The organism is Flavobacterium sp. Arc3 (assembly GCF_041431375.1).
Taxonomy (GTDB): Bacteria; Bacteroidota; Bacteroidia; order Flavobacteriales; family Flavobacteriaceae; genus Flavobacterium.
Map to the genome: position 1 here is coordinate 50,077 of NZ_JASMRI010000015.1, position 19,176 is coordinate 69,252.

Consider the following 19,176-nt stretch of genomic DNA (forward strand, 5'->3'; position numbering starts at 1 on the left):
TCAATTCTCCTAAATCAATATCTTTTAGTTAGTTTTCTAATTTTAAAGAATTTAATCTTTCTTGTGTCTTTTTTTCTATTTTAAAATTCTTTCCAATAACCATTAAAATAAAAAAGCCTACAAAAACCAATAACAAATACCCCGTCCCTAATTCTATTTGTGTTTTTGCATGAACAAGATAAGCGACCCCATAACTAAAAAAAGAAGTAAAAACATAGGTTACACCTCCTGTCAGGCCTCCTGCTGTAGCAGCATACTTAGGAAAACTACTCAAACAGTACGGGAAATAAACACTAAAAGTAAAACCTGCCGCAATATGAATTAAAAAGGCAAAAATAGTTAAAGTAAATATATTACTAAGAAATGGAGCTGTAACGATCATTATCAAAACAACAGCAAATTGTATATAATTAGCCACTCTTAGTTTAGGTAATAGCGCTTTTTTATTTAATGCCTTACTTATAAATCCACCTGACATCCATGCAAGTCCCAGTCCTAATGAAACGTAACCCGTTACAATTGCAGAGTAGCCCAGTTCATGTTCCAAAATAAAAGGTCCTGTAAGTCCATAAAACATAACCGTACCATATGAGACACCTAACATCATTAAGCCATACCTGAAATCCTTTTTTTGTAACATTTCAGAATAACTGTTCTTTATTTCTGTCAATTGTATTTTTTTTCTAATTTTTAAGGTTTCACCGGAAAAAATAAGTTCTAAAATTAGCATCAAAAAACCAAAGATTGCCAAAAGATAAAAATTTGAACGCCATCCAAATCCATGTTGCAAATATCCTCCTATGAAAGGAGCAATAATAGGGGCTACAGACCAAACAATGGTAATGATACTGAGATAGTTTTTTTGTTTATCTCCTTCATAAACATCGACAAAAAAAGTGCGTTTGGCAACAACTATAAAGGCAACAGAAATTCCATGTAGAATCCGCATGATGTAAATTACCCAAATACTATCAGTAGTAGCTATTACTAAACTTGCTATAACAAATACGAACAAGGCCTGTATAGACATGCGATATCTACCATAAATATCTAATAAACTACCCGCTACAATTTGAGTCAAACCGTAACTAACCAAAAATAGCATTAATGTAAGCTGTATATTACTCGCGCTTGTGTGTAACGAAATCCCCATTTGAGGCATAGACGGTAAGTAAACATCAGTAGCCAAACCTGAAAGCGGCACTAATGCGAAAGCCAGAATAGTCGCAATTGATTTATTTTTTTCGCCTAATAATTTAACTTCTTTTTTAACTTTCATTTTATTCTTAATTATTCATCAACATAACAACCATTCCTAGATTACATTCTAGAAAAAGAAACGACCCACTATATTTTACTTTGAAGCAATCATGTAGTAAAAAAATACCTTTTTAAACAGTGTTGGCTTAAAGAGTTCAATTTACTATCGCCAATTTATTCCCAACTCATCCTATAAATTCTATGTAGTCAAAACAGACTATTATTCTGAATTAAAAAAAAGAATCACTACCGATAGTGAAAAAAGCTTAAATTATTTCCAAAACACATCGTAAGCAAACCGAATTAACGTACCCACAACAATTACTAGAAAGAATATTCTGATAAAGCCATTTCCTTTTGTAATTGCAACTTTTGCACCTAACCATCCACCAACTGCGTTACTGGCTGCCATTGGTATGGCAATTGCCCAAATTATCTTCCCTTTCAACATAAATAGGCAAATAGAACCAAAATTAGTCGCTAGATTCACCATTTTCGCATTCGCGGAAGCGTGAAGGAAATCAAAACCCATTAAAGCAATAAAGGCTACAACAAAAAAACTTCCAGTTCCCGGACCAATGAATCCATCATAAAAACCAACAATAAAACTAATCAAAATAGCATTTAAAATTTGCGTTCGCTCAGATAGATCTTTAGCAACATGCTGGCCAAAATTCTTCTTTGCATAAGTATAAATAGCTAGTAGCGACAGAATAAACAACAACAATGGCTTCATAAAATCGTTACTCATATACGTCAGTAAAGTTGAACCTGCAAAAGCCGAAGGCATGGCTACAGCAACCATAATCAATAACAAACGCCAGTTCATTGTTACCTTTTTTAGGTATTGATAGGCCGCAAAAGAAGTTCCGCTAAAAGCTGGTATTTTTAAGGTTCCAATAACGGTTGAAACAGGTAAATTAGGTAATAAAATCAAACCTACTGGAGTTTGAACCAATCCTCCGCCTCCAACAATAGCATCAATAAAACCTGCCGCAAAAGCAGCTACGCAAAGTAGAACAATGATGTAAGTTTCCATCTATAAATATAATTCAATAGGTCAAAAATCAAACCTATATTTTTTTTGCAAAAATAGCCCTACCATTCCTAAATTGCACTATAAATATGGACTAATTAAATCAAAAAGTATATTTTTGTTTTTCTAAATAAAATATAAATGGACACAACATCTATCACAGAAATAATCGCATATACTATCCCATCATTAATTACTGGTGCTGTTGCCTACTATTTATTTGATGCTCATTTCAAAGATCAGCAAAATAACAGACGCTGGATGTTGCAAAAAGACAATCAATCAGCAATGTTACCACTTCGTTTACAGGCTTATGAACGCATGACTTTGTTGATGGAGCGTATTAACCCTTCACAATTGATGGTTAGAATCTCTCCACTTTCACAAGACAAAGATGAATACCGCAATTTTGTAATTGCACAAATAGAGCAAGAGTTTGAACATAATTTAGCCCAACAAATCTATATTTCAGAAAAATGCTGGTCCATTATCGTTACTGCCAAAAATGCCACCATCCAAATGATCCGTTTGGCTGCAAAAAACGAAAAGGTAATGAATGCAGATGGTTTGCGAGAAGCTGTTATCAGTGATTTACTGGAGAAACCATCTCCCAGTAGTGCTGCATTGGCTTTTATCAAGAATGAAGTGGGTGAATTGTGGTAAGATTATTTTAAATCACTCATGATCCCACTTTTATTCAGCGCATAATCATAGCCTTCCTGCCACCATTTATGCATTTCCTCCTTATTGAAGAACAGTGCGTTATCAGTAAGATGGGTCGGTGTGTAAAATAAATTTAAAGTTACATCTTTATGTTTTGAAGCTAAGATTCCTAGGGCAATATCCTTTTTTTTAACCTGTTCCAAGACAGTCCCAAATAAATTAATCAATAATGAAAAGGGATTACTACTGATGATTTTTTTTTGAATGTTTACTTCTGTATTCAAGATAATGACATCAATTACTGTTGCACCACGGACGATGGCCTCTCTAATTGGAACCAGATTGGTAAAGCCACCATCGCCATAATCACAGTCGTTTTTTTTTACTAAACTCATAAAAGGAAGGTAGTTACATGAAATCCAAATCCAATCGCAAAACTCAGCATAATCAAAGTCTTTTAACGACTTATATTCTACTGCATTTTTACTTAAATTGGATACCGTAATAATAATTTCCTTGTTTCCAGATTTTAATTCTTCAAACTCTTCAACGGTTATGGATTTTCGAATTAATTTTCTCAAATTATAACTTTCGCCAAATGTTTTACTTCCTCGAATGAGATTCAATAAAACATTGACATGACTAATCGAAACATGAAATCCGCCATTCACATACTTTACAAAAAAAGGTAGCCTATTAAAAATACTTCTTTGATTTACAGAAGTAAATATCTCTTTTATTTTTTCTGTTTTATTTAGGGCGAGATGCGGAATAAGTAAACTTCCAGTTGAAGTACCAATAAAAATATCATATTTATTTTTATTTATTTCTAAAAGATATTGTGCGACACCTCCAGCAAACGCCCCTTTGCTCCCTCCTCCAGAAATCACCAATGCCCTCATAGAATTTGTTTTTAAATATAACATGAAAATTGACACAAGCTTTTTTATAGTCCTTGCGCACCATTCATTAACTAAAAGTACTATTAATTTAGCAACCGACTCAACTGAAACCGTTCTTTTTCATCTAATTCAGGCAAAATTCTTTCAAATGAAAGTACCATCTCTTTATCTTTTAACAACTTTCTGATGTTGTCTCTTCCAAATTTAGAAAACTGCCACATATGATGTGTGGTAGCATTTACTAAATTCTTTAAAACAGCATCATTAATAAGTTGAAAGCCAATTAGTTTTTCCAAAGCTTTTTGACGTGTGATTACTTCGTAATTGGATGATGAATAATTAATCAATTCTGCAATTAGAGCTGTTTTATCTGCCTCATATTCCGGAGTAGACAATGCAAGTGACAGCCATAATGTTTTTAAGTTATGATCGCTAAAGCCAACCCAGTCTTTGGATTGTTCCACATAAGCGGAGCGTTGTTCTGGAAAATTATTCCATAAATAAAACAAAGCTATCTCTTGCGTCTGATATGATTTGTCGCTTAATAAGCTTTGATATTGTATTCTAAAATCTTCAGGAATCGTTGAATTTGTAGCGGCAACTGCCTGGCGAACCTGCACATTATTAGTCGCTAGAGCCAACTCCAACAACTGCTTTTTAGCCTTAAATGTTTCATTTCTAAGCTGATTAACGAATGCTTCTTTCACTGTATAATAAGCGTCAGACTGAAGGATTTCTGCCATAAACCCTACTTTCCCTGACAATGGAGTTTTCTTTAATTTATCCAATTCTAATAGTAATTTTGCGGTTTTATTTTTACTTAACAACTCGTTGATTTCCTTTTCATTAAAAACCGTAGATTCAAGCCATACTTTACTAAAATTATCTGTATCAAAATCAGAAAATTTATTCACTTCATCAAAGAAATCCTGCGTTTTTACATTTTGAAAAGAATGTTTTTCTAAGTAGTTGCGTACTACTTTCTTAAATACTTTATCGCCAATTGCTTCATGTAAAACGAACAAAGCCCAAGCCCCTTTTTGATAAAAACTTAAGGAACTAGCTTTTTCATTTAGAACCGGAATTGTATCTGTTCTGGACGCATATTTAATTTGCTGCGCCGTTTCATATAATTTAGAATAAAAATAGTCATCTCCATAGATATCTCGTTCTGCTAGTGAAGCATAGTAAGTCGCAAATCCTTCCTGCAACCAATGGTGCTTTCCGCTTTCGGCAGTGATTAAATCCCCAAACCACTGATGCGCTAGTTCATGTGCGTTGACATTAATGTAATTGCGATCTTCAAAGCCAGTCGAGTCAACCACATACCTATTTGAAAATAGTGTTGCCGAAGTATTTTCCATTCCGGCATATAGAAAATCACGAACCGGAATTTGTTTATATACTTTCCAAGGATACTTCACCCCTATTTCCTTCTCTAGAAAATCAAATATTTTAACGGAATAGCGGTAAGCAGTTTCATACCTATCTGCATCCTTATGCTCCAAGTATAATTCTAAGTTAGTTCCGCATTTTGTTTTTTCTGTGTACTTATCAAATTTACCAATGGCAAGCATCAACAAATAAGAACTCATGGGTTTTTCCATCTTGTATTGCCATAAAGTAGTGTTGTTGCTCGTTATTTTATCGCTCAATATTCCGTTTGAAATTGCCTGATAGTCTTTATCAAAAGCCAACTCTATATTAAAAATGACTTTTTCATTTACATCGTCAAAACTCGGAAACCAATTGCTAGTATATCTCCCTTGTCCTTGCGTCCAAATTTGCAAATCATCTGACGTTGAAGAACCTACGAAATACAAAGCCTGTTTTGGTGTGGCGGTATATTCAAAACTAATTTCGTTTTTACCATTTTTAAACGGAAAAATAATCTGTAATTGTTGTGTTGTGTTTATAAATGGAACAATTTTATTATTCAATTTCACGACTGTAAAACTCATGTTTTGGGCATCAATTTTTATGGTGTCGATTGGTTTTAGTACATCAAACCAATAATTAACGGAACCCGCAACAGCTTTGTCTTTTGTATCTAAAGTTAATTGAGCAGAGACCGACTTAAAATCAACAAATTTTGTCTGTTGGGCGAAAGCCAATGTAGAGAGTAAAAGAAACAGGTATTTCATTGAATGAAATTTAATAAGTAAAAGCCAAAGTTATACTAATTATATTTATTATTTAATTTTCCCGATAGTTATCGGGACTAGTATACTGCCGGTATCGTTTTAAAATAGTCCGATTTTTTTCGCCTATATTTTATAAACATATACTGTATCACAAAGGATTCAGGATAAAACAGAACTAATTTTGTAAGTTTGCCAAAAGAAATTTAGAATAAAATCACATTGAAAAAGAAAGCCTTATTTAACTGGAGTAGCGGAAAAGACTCTGCTTTAGCCCTTTATAAAACGCTACAAAATTCTGAATATGAAATCAGTTGTTTGCTAACTAGCGTCAACCAACAATTTCAACGTGTTTCCATGCATGGTGTTCGTATAGAATTATTAGAACAACAAGCTAAAAGTATTGGTTTACCTCTGGAAATCATGCAAATCCCAGAAATGCCAACTATGGAAGTGTACGAAAATGTGATGCACGAAACACTGGAAAAATTAAAAAATAAAAGCATAACTCATTCTATTTTTGGCGATATCTTCCTAGAAGACCTGCGTAAATATAGGGAGGACAAATTAGCCACTATGGGATTTGAAGGCGTTTTTCCACTATGGAAAGTACCAACACATGATTTGATACAGGAATTCATAGGGTTAGGCTTTAAAACCATTGTCGTTTGTGTCAATGAACGTTTTCTCGACAAAACTTTTGTAGGAAGAGTGATTGATCAGGACTTCATCAATGATTTACCAAAAAATGTAGATGTTTGTGGTGAAAATGGCGAGTTTCATACCTTCACTTTTGACGGCCCAATTTTTTCAAAACCCATTGCTTTTGAAGTTGGTGAAATCGTGTATCGAAAATATGAAAAACCAAAAGAAAGCTCTTCAAACACCGCTTGTGATACCGATGCAACTGATGTGTTTGATTACGGATTTTGGTATTGTGATCTTTTAGATGAACAGCCATAATAAAACTGCTAAGTTTAAGAAGCTTTGAATTACTTGTGTTTTTTATCTAAATGAGTTAATCCCTACTATTTTAAGGTGCTCTTTTTTTTGTTGTCGAAAAATAGGACTCTCAACACAAAATTGTTTTTAGAATTTCCATTTTGAAAAACTTATTTCTCGAAGATGCATTTCTACATAATTTTTAAAACTGTTCAAGATGGCCTGCCATCCTTCTCTCTGAAATTCAATAGGATTTTCATTTTCTGCTTCGAATAATTGCACGACTTTGGTTTTACACTTCTCTTTTGTAAACATTATTTTTACTTTTCTGCCATCATCTGCAGTATAAGAAATTTGTTCATGCGTATGAACGTACTCATATTTTCCTTTAAAATCAAAACTCGCACTACCGTCTTTGGCTTCCATTCGATAACAGAATTCCCCACCCAGGCGCAAATCATTCTCTGCACAAGTGGTGTGCCAATCCTTGGAAGATGCGTTCCACATAACAATATTCTGAGGCGAAATCCAGTTTTTCCAAACCGTTTCGATTGGCGCATCAATTATAGCTTCTACTGAAATAATTGTTTTCGTACTTGATTCCATACTATTGTTATTTAGATTTCTCTTCTTCTTTTCCTGAAAGTTAAATATGCATTGTATACCAAAAAAAATACATTAGTTGCATAAATTTTGACTTATCAATAACTATCAAACTACAACCGCCTAACAAAGCAATTAAATTTTCATTATTAGATTTTTTCCAATGTGTACCATTCAGTATATTTCGCTTTAATGAATTGGCTATTAATAATCAATATAAAATTTAATAGTCTAGATATACCCATTTTACACAATAAAATATTAAACCATTTGAATATAAATTTAAAACAAAAAATCCACAATAACTCAAATATTATTATAAGATATCGAATACTAATGTCTCTTTTTTTTAAGATTGTCTATTACAAAAAAACTGCTGATCCACAAAATACAAGAATAGTATTTGCGAATTAGCAGTTTGTTGATATCTAAAAACTCTTTTTAACCTAAGCTATTTCCTCATACATTTTCAACAACTGCGTCACCGTATTCCAGTTTCTAATTGTTGCTGTAAGATTTAATTTCTTTTCTATATATTTTTGATCAAGCCTGGTTTTTCCAGCTCCTACAGCATATTTAATAAAAATCCTATTGCCATCCAGATGCGCTTCATCAGGTTTAAATTGGCTAATTTTCAAATCATTGATATTCTCAGAACGAAGCTCTTTAGAAACAAAAGCAACATATAATTTCTTAGTGTCTACTTCTTTTTCCTTCAAAAATGGATTGTTAGAGAAACAGGCCTTAAGATCTCCTACATTGAGAATAATCACCGGCACATCACCTCCAAAAACTTTAAAAATTTCTTGCTTGATAATAAAACCCACTTTGGCGGCATTTTCTTCTTCTGTGGTTACAAAAACATTTCCTGACTGGATATACGTTTGAACCTCTGTAAAACCAATGTTTTCTAAAGTTGTTTTTAGTGCGTCCATTTTTATCATGTTGTGACCGGAAACATTGATGCCACGAAGCAGTGCGAGATGGGTTGTCATTTTATATTTATTTTGAATCTTCCAAAGATATTGTCTTTATATCGAATTATACAATATCTTATTTCATAAATGAAATAAATGTATCTGCAAAAACTAAAAAAGTAACGAAGAAATCATAGAGTAATCTTTAATTATGCAACATCAAATGATTAGCGAATCTAACATAAAAAGTCAAAATAGAATCTTCAATCCAATATAAAATTTCAGTTCGATTCTAGTATCCTTTCGCTAGAGCACAAAAAGCTCTAAGCATTCGTAAAAATTAAAATGTAGAAGGATTAATTATAAGTAAATTAAGGCTAATTTACTCTCTGATAGGCTGAAGAAAATAAGAAGATATGACCCTTTGAAATTGAAGTTTCCTGCTTAGCAGAAGCAATAATCAAATAAGATGTGGAATAGGATTAAAACAATATTTTCTCACCTCCTAAAATAAAAAAAGAGACTGTGACTTGGGGGAAGACAGCCTCTAATTTCAAAAAATAAACTAATTATATTTTTGCAAATATGTTAGTATAATATTTTTTACCTGTTTCAGGGTTTTCTCTAATTGAAATTCCAAAGTGAGTAAAATTACCAACTATATTTTCTTTGTGACCTGGACTATTCAACCAAGCTGTTAATGCTGCTTGAGGTGTATTATAGTTGTATGCTATATTTTCGCCTACTGTTTTTGCTCCCAACGTTTTGATAATATTTTCAGAACGATCTACAAAACCATCATGATTAACGACATTATTTGAGATCATATAATTATCGTGTCCTTCAGACTTAACAGAGATAAAATTAATTTTTTCTAATGCACTTAAACCAACACTTACTCTATAGTCATTTATTAATTTCATTGTTTCTAATTCACTAGCACTGTAAGTATAACTAACTACCACATCTTTTTTTGCTTCTACTGAAGCTGTTTCAGAAGAATCAGAAGAACAAGAATTTAAAGTGAATATAACTGCTGTTAACAATATTGTTCTAAGTAAATTTCTTTTCATAATTCAGTAGTTTAAGTTTAAAGTAGATTGTGGGGCAAACTTCTTTAATGTTGTATTTAATTTGTGATTCAATTCTTCTCAAACATACACACAATTACGTTAAAATACACAATAAAATCGATGAAATACATATTTCGATTTAAAACATCTTATTTAACTTACTTTTATGATAATTAAAACCCAAAAAATAAATGAATTACAAAAGCGAAACCTTTAACAAAAACAGCCCATTTTAGCACAAATAGAATAGCAAATATCTATAACAAGCTAAGGTCCAATACAATCGTTTTTACAAACCGACTATAGCATTCTATATTTGAGAAATAATTGATTAAACCTAAGAACAGATTAGTTTAAAAGCTAAACTTCGATTGGATTACATAAATAGCAGATAAAATGTAATGAAATGTTAATTTCTAAAACAAAAAAAAGAGGCTGTGACTTGGGGGAAGACAGCCTCTAGTTTAAAAACTAAACCAATTATATTTTTGCGAATATGTTAGTATAATATTTTTTACCTGTTTCAGGATTTTCTCTAATTGAAATTCCAAAGTGAGTAAAATTACCAACTATATTTTCTTTGTGACTTGCACTATTCAACCAAGCAGTTAATGCTGCTTGAGGTGTACTATAATTATATGCTATATTCTCTCCTACTGTTTTAGCACCTAATGTTTTTATAATGTTTTCTGAACGATCTACAAAACCATCGTGGTTAACTACATTATTAGAGATCATATAATTATCATGTCCTTCTGATTTAACAGAGATGAAATTAATTTTTTCTAATGCACTTAAACCAACGCTAACTCTATAGTCATTTATTAATTTCATTGTTTCTAATTCACTAGCACTGTAGGTATAACTAACTACTACTTCTGATTTTGCTTCTACTGTCGCTGATTCAGAAGAATCAGATGAACAAGAATTTAAAGTGAATATAACTGCTGTTAACAATATTGTTCTTAGTAAATTTCTTTTCATAATTCAGTAGTTTAAGTTTAAAGTAGATTGTGGGGCAAACTTCTTTAATATTGTATTTAATTTGTGTTCTAATTCTTTTTCAAACATACATGTAAATCAGTTTAAAAACACATAAACTCCGACGAACTACATATTAATATTTAATTATTGTTATTTTTCTTACTTTTAGGATAAAATTTTGGGGACTATAAATTAATACTCTTTCCAAAAGTTACTTCTTTACTAACGTAAAAATTAAAATATTTTTGATGTAAACTACACAACTATAAAATAAGATTGTTTCTAAAACATAAAAAATGCCACCTCTTCTACAGAGGCAGCATTATGTTATATTAAAAGGAATTATTAAGATTAAACTAATTTGTTCAATCAGCAGCGCTTTAGGTGGATATAATCCCATCAACAGTAGCTTTGCAAACTAAATCTTCATTACATTTTGGTTCTATCTTTTTCTTGCATTAAGGAGATAGTCTTTCTATTTTCCAAGAGAAATCCTCCTGGCTAGTATATCGTATTCTATCATGCAGGCGATTAGCTCTTCCTTGCCAAAATTCAACTTCAGTGGGAATCACTAAAAAACCACCCCAATGTTTAGGTCTTGGAATTACCATGCTGTCAAAATCTGCTTCTAATTGTTTTAAATTTTCTTCAAGATAAGCGCGCGAAGGGATAACCTCGCTTTGATTAGAGACTATGGCCCCCAACTTGCTTCCTTCAGGTCTTGAATCAAAGTAATTATCTGAAATATTCTCTGCAGTTTTCTGCGCTGTCCCTTTTATTATAACCTGACGCTCCATACTATGCCAGAAAAAAGAAAGACATATTTTAGGATTCGCTTTAATAGCTTTTCCTTTCTCTGAATTATAATTGGTATAAAATATAAAACCCTCCTCCGTGAATTTTTTTAATAACACCACCCGAGATTTTGGAAATCCATCCAAACCTACCGTAGCGACAGTCATTGCATTTACTTCTTCACTTCCTCCAAAATCCTCTGTTTCGTGAAACCATCTGTTGAAAAGGTTTATTGGATCTTCTGGAATAGACGACTCTAATAACTCGCTCTTTTCATACGACTTTCTATAATTACTTAAATCTTGCATTTCTTATTATTTTAAGATTATCTTATTGTTAAATTATGCGGTTGTAAAAATTTAAAATAAGGGTGTTCATGTTAATTTATAAAACGGAGGAGCCTCCTTTAAAAATCAAAACTTTGTCCGTCGTCAGCTAATAGGACTTCAGGAAAAATAGTTTCCGCTTCTTCTTTAAAAAGATTGATATTTTCATAACGGGTAGAATAATGGCCTAAAATTAAATGCTTCACTTTCGCTTTCAAAGCAATTTTTGCCGCTTCCTTTGCCGTGGAATGCATTGTTTTTGCTGCAAGCGTTTCCTCTGATTCTAAGAATGTTGATTCGTGATACAACACATCTACCTCACTTATTATTGGAATTATAGCCTCATTATAGGCTGTATCTGAACAAAAAGCATAACTCTTTGGAGGTATTGGATCGAATGTCAATTGAGCATTTTCAATAATCCTTCCATCATCTAAAGTAATGTCTTTCCCGTTTTTAATATTTTGAAAATAACATTTGTCAATTTCATAATTTTGAACGGCATCCGTATTCAGCTTTCTTTTATCAATTTTTTCCTCAAATAGAAAACCATTGGTATAAATGCGATGTTTCAGAGGAATTGTTCGTACTAACACTTTATCATCTTCGAAAATGATTTCGCTTTCATTTAATTCTAGTTCATGAAAATGCAAGCCATAATTAGTCCATGAATTGGCTAATCGTAGTTGTAATTTTATAATTTCCTTGATTCCTTTTGGTCCATAGATATGTAAATCTGTATTTCGATTCAGTAATGTAAATGTCGATACTAAACCTATCAATCCAAAAAAATGATCTCCATGTAAATGCGAAATAAAAATATGGTTTATTTTTGAAAACCTAATTTTATTTTTACGCAATTGTACTTGCGTACCTTCTCCACAATCAATTAGAAACAGTCGGTTCTTAATATCTAATATTTGCGAAGTAGGATTAGTAAATGTGCGGGGAGTGGCTGCATAACAGCCTAATATTGTTATTTTCAAAATTATGGGTTTCAATTAAAAACATTAGGATAAGTTATCCATTAAGAAATAAATATGCTTAAAAACCCAAATCTCTTTCAATCTCTTCCATTTCAATAATATCATGTGCTTCTAGTAAAGAGGGCACAACAGCTAGTTTATCAGAAACAGCATTATAATCCAAATCGGAGACAACTATTATAAAAGATTTTTTTGCTTTTTTATGTTGTTTCGACAACGGCAAAAATAATTTAATATCATTTACCGTTAAGTCTTTGTCATGCGAAAGGTCGATTATGATATTATGTTTTTCGTAGGTTTTATATTGATGCGTTACTTTCATTAAAAAAGAAGTAAAATCATCTTGCGTATCTTTAATTGTGATTGTGTGGCCTTTTTGATCTACTTTCATTGTTCTGGGTTTTCAGAATTACTATCTAGCTAAGTTACTACCTTTTTTATATTACTTTTTTATATTACTGAATTTTTGAAGCCAAAAGATAGATTACCGCCATCCTTATTGCTACACCATTTTCAACTTGATTTAAAATAACCGATTGGTGAGAATCTGCCACTTCAGAAGTAATCTCTACTCCTCTGTTTATCGGTCCTGGATGCATAATTACAATTTCCTTACTTAAGGAATCTAATAAAGTTTTATCAACCCCATATTGTTGTGCATATTCTCTGGTTGATGGAAAATAATTTACATCCATACGTTCGTTTTGCACACGTAACATATTGGCAACATCACACCATTCTAGTGCTTTACGTAAATTAGGTTCTACAGTCACTCCCAGTGATTCTATGTGTTTTGGAATTAGAGTTTTGGGTCCGCAAACCTTGACCTCTGCTCCTTGCATTTGCAAAGCGTAAATATTTGACAATGCTACTCTCGAATGCAATACATCACCAACTATAACCACCTTCTTACCTCCTACTTCTCCCAGTTTTTCTCTAATTGAGTAACTGTCCAATAGTCCTTGGGTAGGATGTTCATGTGCACCGTCACCGGCATTTATGATGCTTGCTTTTACATTTTTAGATAAAAAGTAAGCTGCTCCTGGATTAGAATGACGCATGACCACCATATCCACTTTCATAGAAAGAATATTGTTGACCGTATCGATTAGAGTTTCTCCCTTTTTTACAGAAGACTGTGCTGCCGAAAAACTAATAACATCTGCAGATAATCGTTTTTGTGCCAGTTCAAAAGACAGTTTTGTTCGGGTACTATTTTCGAAAAATATATTGGCAATGGTAATATCTCGTAAAGAAGGTACTTTCTTAATAGGACGATTAATGACTTCTTTAAAATGATCGGCTGTTTCAAAAATAAGGTCAATATCACTCTTATTAATATATTTTATACCTAATAAATGATCTACGCTTAATTCTTTCATTCTTTTACGATTATTATTGTTTTTATAAAATTAGATTACACTAAGTTCTCTAATTAGTCACTAAATACACTGCGTCTTCACCATTATTCTCGCTCCATTCTACCTTTACTTTCTCATTATTAATGGCATCTACCTGTCTTCCTCTATAATCGGGTTGTATAGGTAAATTACGACTGAAACGTCTATCGATTAATACAAGTAATTCTATTTCTGATGGCCTTCCAAAAGATTGAATAGCGGTCAAGGCTGATCGAATGCTTCTGCCGGTAAACAAGACATCATCTATAAAGATTACTTTCTTGTTCTCTACAATAAAGTTTATTTTAGTTTCGTTTGCTTCCAACGGTTTTTCGGTTCTTCGAAAATCATCTCTAAAGAATGTAATATCCAACAGCCCTAATTTTATTTCAGGCGTATTATATTCATTTTGCAAAATATTTTTAAGTCGCTCAGCAAGAAAAGTTCCTCTAGGCTGAATCCCTATTAGAATCGTATCTGCAAAGTCGAGGTGTTTTTCAATTAGCTGACAAGCCAAACGGTGTAGAATGATATTGACTTCCTTGGAATTGAGCAATACTTTTTGAGTCATAGTAAAGTGTTGAGTTTGGTTAGGCAAATATACAAATTCAAATTTATCATTTCGAAATTAAAGTATTAGAAAATGCACCCCATAATATCACAACTCTTTTATATAATTGTGTAAGTAGTGCTTCGGGCTAACATTGTAATTTTATTATCTTAAAATTAACAATTAAAATCAAAATCATGAAAAATAAATTAACAAGATTATTAATGTTATTTGTAGTATTATTTTCATTTACAAGTTGCGAAATAGTAGGCGGAATATTTAAAGCAGGAATGGGGGTGGGAATATTCATTGTTCTCGCTATAATGGCCTTAATTATATTTGTTGTAGCTAAATTATTTGGAAAGAAATAAAAGCATAAAAAAACTCCTGTAAAATAAATTACAGGAGTTACTATTTTTAATACATAAAATGTTTATTTAGTGTACATCTTAGTTCTTAATTCTTGAACTTTTTCATCATCTAAGTAATCATCAAATGTCATATAACTGTCGATAGCTCCATTTGGTGTTAGTTCCACTACCCTATTACCCACAGTTTGAGCAAACTCATGATCGTGAGTAGTAAAGATTACAGATCCTTTAAAGTTTTTCAATGAATTGTTAAAAGCCTGAATTGACTCTAAATCCAAGTGATTTGTAGGTTCATCGATCATCAATATGTTAGCTCTTTCCATCATCATTCTGGACATCATACAACGAACTTTTTCTCCTCCTGATAACACTCTACAGGTTTTTAATGCTTCTTCTCCTGAGAAAATCATTTTTCCAAGGAAACTACGAATATTTACCTCGTCACGTTCTTCTTCTGTTTTTACCCATTGACGCAACCAATCCACAAGTGACAAATCATTTTCAAAAAAAGAATGATTTTCTACTGGCAAATACGCTTGATTAGTGGTTACACCCCAATCAAAAGTACCTGAATCTGCTTTTTGGTTTCCGTTTAATATTTCGTAAAAAGCGGTCGTTGCACGAGAATCTTTAGAAAATAAAACAATTTTATCTCCTTTAGCCATATTCAAATCAACATTTTTGAACAAAACCTCACCATCAATAGAAGCGCTTAAACCCTGAATGTTCAAAATTTGATCTCCTGCTTCACGCTCTTGGTCAAAAATGATTGCTGGGTAACGACGACTTGAAGGTTTTATCTCTGATATATTTAATTTACTAATCATTTTTTTACGGGAAGTAGCTTGTTTAGACTTGGCTACATTCGCAGAAAAACGACGAATAAATTCTTCTAATTCTTGTTTCTTTTCCTCTGCTTTTTTGTTTTGTTGCGCACGTTGTTTTGCAGCTAATTGGCTTGATTCATACCAAAAAGTATAATTTCCTGAATAATGATTTATTTTACTATAATCAATATCCGAGATATGAGTACAAACGGAATCTAAAAAGTGACGGTCATGCGATACAACGATAACCGTATTTTCATAGTTTGCCAAGAAGTTCTCTAACCAAGTAATCGTTTCAAAATCCAAATCATTGGTAGGCTCATCCATTATCAGTAAATCCGGGTTTCCGAATAAGGCTTGCGCCAATAAGACACGAACTTTAATTTTTCCTTCTAGATCACCCATCAATGTGAAATGGTGCTCTTCGCCAATACCTAAATTTGACAGCATTGCAGCGGCATCAGAATCGGCATTCCAACCACTCATTTCTTCAAACTGAACTTGCAATTCTCCTATTCTATCTGCATTTTTATCATTATAATCTAAGTAGAGCTCGTCCATTTCCTTTTTGATGGCATATAATGTCTTGTTCCCCATAATCACGGTTTCCAATACGGTATGTTCATCAAACATATTGTGGTTTTGACTTAAAACCGACATACGTTTCCCTGGCTCTAAATGGACATGTCCTGATGTAGGGTCCATTTCACCTGAAATTATTTTAAGAAATGTAGATTTCCCAGCTCCGTTAGCTCCGATAACTCCATAAATATTCCCATGTGTAAAGGTGGTATTTACTTCGTCAAACAAAATTCGTTTGCCAAACTGAACTGATAAATTATTTATTGTTAGCATGTATGTTTTTTTATAAAATTTTGTGCAAAAGTACAAAAAAAATACCGATTTTTTAACTCTGAAAAAACATATTTATAAAATCAATTGGCCAAAGCAGCAAAATATCTAAAAAAGATATTCCTGAGCCCTTATTTTTAAGATTTAAATCCTATCCTTCTTATTATAAAATAGTTAAAGAGAACAAAACTAATGAAGCAGTTATTAATATATAAAAATATTAAAGTAAAAAACCTTATAATGCCTCTTTTTTAGTACTTGATTTAATAGTTAAATTAGCTTCTTTAAACTATCATAAACCGCCAACTCTATATCTGCTGAATTTCTTTTATTTATTTTCTCAAATAAATCATTTAAAACTGTTTTATTAACCGTCTTTTTTTCTGTAATAGCTGACAAAAGCAGTTTTGAAACTGAACTTAAATCATTAGATAGAATTAAAACAGGTTGAATTAAAGGTGCCTTAGCGCTTAACACATTTAAATCTGAATTCATTTTTATCCATTTTTTCAAATAATCAGTAACTATTTTTTGATTGTCAGCAGTTTTATTTTCTAAATATTGATTTACTGCCTTATTAAAATCATAGGCGTCTGAAGCATCTGCAGAACATGCATCAGCAAAAAGAGTTAACGGAGAATACATCATATACTTTTTTCCACCACCATTTCGCTTGTAATTTTTTAATGGTTCGCAAATATTAGTAAAATCATTTAACGCCTCTGTGTTTTGATAATTAGCAATGTTTCTCAAAATCACTTCTTTGTTTCTAATGTGCGTTATTCCTACCTCTTCAAGCCTTGAAGAAATTACTTTTAATCTTTTGTGCATGCTTTTTAAATCCGTAATAGTATCGTTTGACCATAATCTCTCAGCTATTGCCGCAGTTCTTGGCCAAATTCTAGAATCTATATTCAATGGGGTAACCAACTCACTCCACATCGCCGCCTCTCCTCCCAGTATTCGGGACTTTTCTTCTGGGGAGAGGATAATATCTTTTGGTAATGGATCATTGAGATAATGACCATCAACACTAAGCATCAAATCAATATAATATCCATTGGACAAAACGGTATTGTATCCATTCTTTGCAGCAGTAATTAGGGCGCCACCGGGAGTAACTCCTTCGTTACCTCCTCTCCAAGCATGAATAATAGCGTCTTTGGACATCTCTTTTGTCATGATCTCCTCCCAACCCATCAGTCGTTTATTATGCTTCTTTAGCATGGGGATCAATCTCATATTAAAATACGTTTGCAACTCGTGATTGTTTGCTATTTTATTTTTATTCTTAAATTCCTGAATAACAGGATTTACATTCCATTCTTTACCATTGTTTTCGTCTCCACCAATATGAAAATAATTGCTAGTAAACAGCGGACATACTTCATCAAAAATTTCACCAAGCAATTGATATGTTTTAGGATTTGTAGGATCAAGTGCCGAATCGTAAATTCCAGATCTTCGTCCAACAGCATAAGGGATACTTCCGCTTTTTTTGCTACCGATTTCAGGGTAAACAGAAAGCAAAGCGGAGGCATGACCAGGAATATCTATCTCAGGCACCACCATTATGCCACGTTCATCAGCATATTTGACAATGTTTTTAATTTCTTCTTGCGTATAATAATCCCCGTCTGAAGCGAATTCAGTCAACTTTGGATGTTTTTTTATTTCAATTCTCCAACCTTGATCATCAGCTAAATGCCAATGGAAGACATTCATTTTCATCGAAGCCATCGCACTAAGGTTTCTCTTGATAACATCAACCGGTTGAAAATGCCTTGCTGCATCTATCATCAGTCCTCTCCAGGTAAATCGTGGCGAATCCGTAACTTCTACTGCCGGAAAATAAAAAGAGGTTCCATTATTTTGCATTAATTGCAACAAGGTCTCCAATCCATGCAAAGCACCTAAATCAGTTGTAGCATTAATTGTAATTTTGTCGGATACTATAGAAAGCTGATAGCTTTCGTCTTCGTTTAATCCAACCTTTCCCTTTCGCTCGCAATTTATCTGTAATTCTGCTGCAGGGAATTCGTTAACTTTAGTGACATAGGCTTGTTCTAAAAACAATCCAGTTCTTCCATCTAACCTTCTTAGAAAGTTAGTTGCTCCTTTAAATAGTCTGGAATCTGGGTTTCCTGTAATATTGACTCTAAACTTTTTTGTTAAAGTATAAGTGCCTGCAGTCAAATTTATATTCTGTGGCCATGGCATAAGGTCTAACTGTTCTTTTTTCATTTGGGCATTCGATACAAAAACAGCCAGCAATACTATTATACTATATTTCATAGATTCTTTTTATCAGTTGAAAATTTCGTTTTTTTAACCATTTACTAGCGTTAAAGGAGCAACAGCTATTTTAACGCAAGACCAAAATCACTATAAAATCAAATATTCTATTTCTAAGTCTATCCTAATTTTGTTTTGTTTTCCAGATTTATAAAGGTATTAAAAAATTACGCCCCGATAAATCTATACTTACATCATTATATCGTGATTTTAAATTAATGAACGCTTAATTTGAGTTGTTTTCTAAAAAACA

General features: G+C 32.5%; 18 protein-coding genes. 3 read left to right on the plus strand and 15 right to left on the minus strand.

The window, feature by feature from the left end:
• Positions 1-28 precede the first annotated feature (28 nt).
• A complete protein-coding gene (locus QO200_RS12215) occupies positions 29-1,279 on the minus strand; it encodes an MFS transporter (RefSeq protein WP_371540581.1) in 1,251 nt (416 codons plus the stop codon).
• A 252-nt stretch (positions 1,280-1,531) separates the two neighbouring features.
• On the minus strand, positions 1,532-2,299 hold the full coding sequence (locus QO200_RS12220) for a sulfite exporter TauE/SafE family protein (protein ID WP_371540583.1): 768 nt from the start codon (positions 2,297-2,299) through the stop codon (positions 1,532-1,534).
• A 138-nt stretch (positions 2,300-2,437) separates the two neighbouring features.
• Between QO200_RS12220 and QO200_RS12225 the strand changes: the two genes are divergently transcribed.
• Positions 2,438-2,959, plus strand: coding sequence for a hypothetical protein (locus QO200_RS12225; protein ID WP_371540586.1), 522 nt, complete (start codon positions 2,438-2,440; stop codon positions 2,957-2,959).
• Between the two features lie 2 nt (positions 2,960-2,961).
• Here QO200_RS12225 and QO200_RS12230 read toward each other — a convergent pair whose 3' ends face one another.
• Both QO200_RS12230 and QO200_RS12235 read right to left on the minus strand, forming a co-directional pair.
• Positions 2,962-3,861: a patatin family protein gene (locus tag QO200_RS12230; protein ID WP_371540588.1), complete on the minus strand. Its 900-nt coding sequence runs from the start codon at positions 3,859-3,861 to the stop codon at positions 2,962-2,964.
• A gap of 83 nt (positions 3,862-3,944) precedes the next feature.
• Entirely contained in the window at positions 3,945-6,005 is a 2,061-nt protein-coding gene (locus tag QO200_RS12235) for a M1 family metallopeptidase (RefSeq protein ID WP_371540590.1), read from the minus strand.
• A 219-nt stretch (positions 6,006-6,224) separates the two neighbouring features.
• Here QO200_RS12235 and QO200_RS12240 point away from each other — a divergent pair, with 219 nt between their 5' ends.
• Positions 6,225-6,965: a diphthine--ammonia ligase gene (locus QO200_RS12240; protein ID WP_371540591.1), complete on the plus strand. Its 741-nt coding sequence runs from the start codon at positions 6,225-6,227 to the stop codon at positions 6,963-6,965.
• Positions 6,966-7,091: 126 nt separating this feature from the next.
• On the opposite strand, the gene QO200_RS12245 is transcribed toward QO200_RS12240, so the two are convergent.
• The 9 genes from QO200_RS12245 to pyrR all read right to left on the minus strand — a co-directional run bounded on the left by QO200_RS12245 (position 7,092) and on the right by pyrR (position 14,599).
• Positions 7,092-7,550: an SRPBCC domain-containing protein gene (locus QO200_RS12245; protein ID WP_371540592.1), complete on the minus strand. Its 459-nt coding sequence runs from the start codon at positions 7,548-7,550 to the stop codon at positions 7,092-7,094.
• 443 nt (positions 7,551-7,993) lie between these two features.
• The gene (locus tag QO200_RS12250; RefSeq protein ID WP_371540594.1) at positions 7,994-8,542 is read right to left on the minus strand and encodes a DUF1697 domain-containing protein; all 549 of its coding nucleotides are present in this window, start codon (positions 8,540-8,542) and stop codon (positions 7,994-7,996) included.
• A gap of 491 nt (positions 8,543-9,033) precedes the next feature.
• Positions 9,034-9,537, minus strand: coding sequence for a CAP domain-containing protein (locus QO200_RS12255; protein WP_371540596.1), 504 nt, complete (start codon positions 9,535-9,537; stop codon positions 9,034-9,036).
• Positions 9,538-10,017: 480 nt separating this feature from the next.
• Positions 10,018-10,521, minus strand: a complete 504-nt coding sequence (locus QO200_RS12260) for a CAP domain-containing protein (protein WP_371540598.1) — start codon at positions 10,519-10,521, stop codon at positions 10,018-10,020.
• Between the two features lie 458 nt (positions 10,522-10,979).
• Positions 10,980-11,624: a pyridoxamine 5'-phosphate oxidase gene (gene pdxH / locus QO200_RS12265; protein ID WP_371540599.1), complete on the minus strand. Its 645-nt coding sequence runs from the start codon at positions 11,622-11,624 to the stop codon at positions 10,980-10,982.
• 98 nt (positions 11,625-11,722) lie between these two features.
• Positions 11,723-12,628: a ribonuclease Z gene (locus tag QO200_RS12270; RefSeq protein WP_371540601.1), complete on the minus strand. Its 906-nt coding sequence runs from the start codon at positions 12,626-12,628 to the stop codon at positions 11,723-11,725.
• 58 nt (positions 12,629-12,686) lie between these two features.
• A complete protein-coding gene (locus tag QO200_RS12275) occupies positions 12,687-13,019 on the minus strand; it encodes a ribonuclease Z (RefSeq protein WP_371540603.1) in 333 nt (110 codons plus the stop codon).
• 64 nt (positions 13,020-13,083) lie between these two features.
• On the minus strand, positions 13,084-14,010 hold the full coding sequence (locus QO200_RS12280; RefSeq protein ID WP_371540605.1) for an aspartate carbamoyltransferase catalytic subunit: 927 nt from the start codon (positions 14,008-14,010) through the stop codon (positions 13,084-13,086).
• Positions 14,011-14,059: 49 nt separating this feature from the next.
• Complete coding sequence (gene pyrR, locus QO200_RS12285; RefSeq protein ID WP_371540607.1) at positions 14,060-14,599, minus strand: bifunctional pyr operon transcriptional regulator/uracil phosphoribosyltransferase PyrR; 540 nt, start codon at positions 14,597-14,599, stop codon at positions 14,060-14,062.
• A 176-nt stretch (positions 14,600-14,775) separates the two neighbouring features.
• Between pyrR and QO200_RS12290 the strand changes: the two genes are divergently transcribed.
• Positions 14,776-14,949 (plus strand): hypothetical protein, encoded by a 174-nt coding sequence (locus QO200_RS12290; RefSeq protein ID WP_371540609.1) that lies wholly within the window; start codon positions 14,776-14,778, stop codon positions 14,947-14,949.
• A 62-nt stretch (positions 14,950-15,011) separates the two neighbouring features.
• Here QO200_RS12290 and QO200_RS12295 read toward each other — a convergent pair whose 3' ends face one another.
• Positions 15,012-16,631 (minus strand): ABC-F family ATP-binding cassette domain-containing protein, encoded by a 1,620-nt coding sequence (locus QO200_RS12295; protein WP_371540611.1) that lies wholly within the window; start codon positions 16,629-16,631, stop codon positions 15,012-15,014.
• Between the two features lie 267 nt (positions 16,632-16,898).
• A complete protein-coding gene (locus tag QO200_RS12300) occupies positions 16,899-18,923 on the minus strand; it encodes a beta-N-acetylhexosaminidase (protein WP_371540614.1) in 2,025 nt (674 codons plus the stop codon).
• Positions 18,924-19,176: the final 253 nt, after the last annotated feature.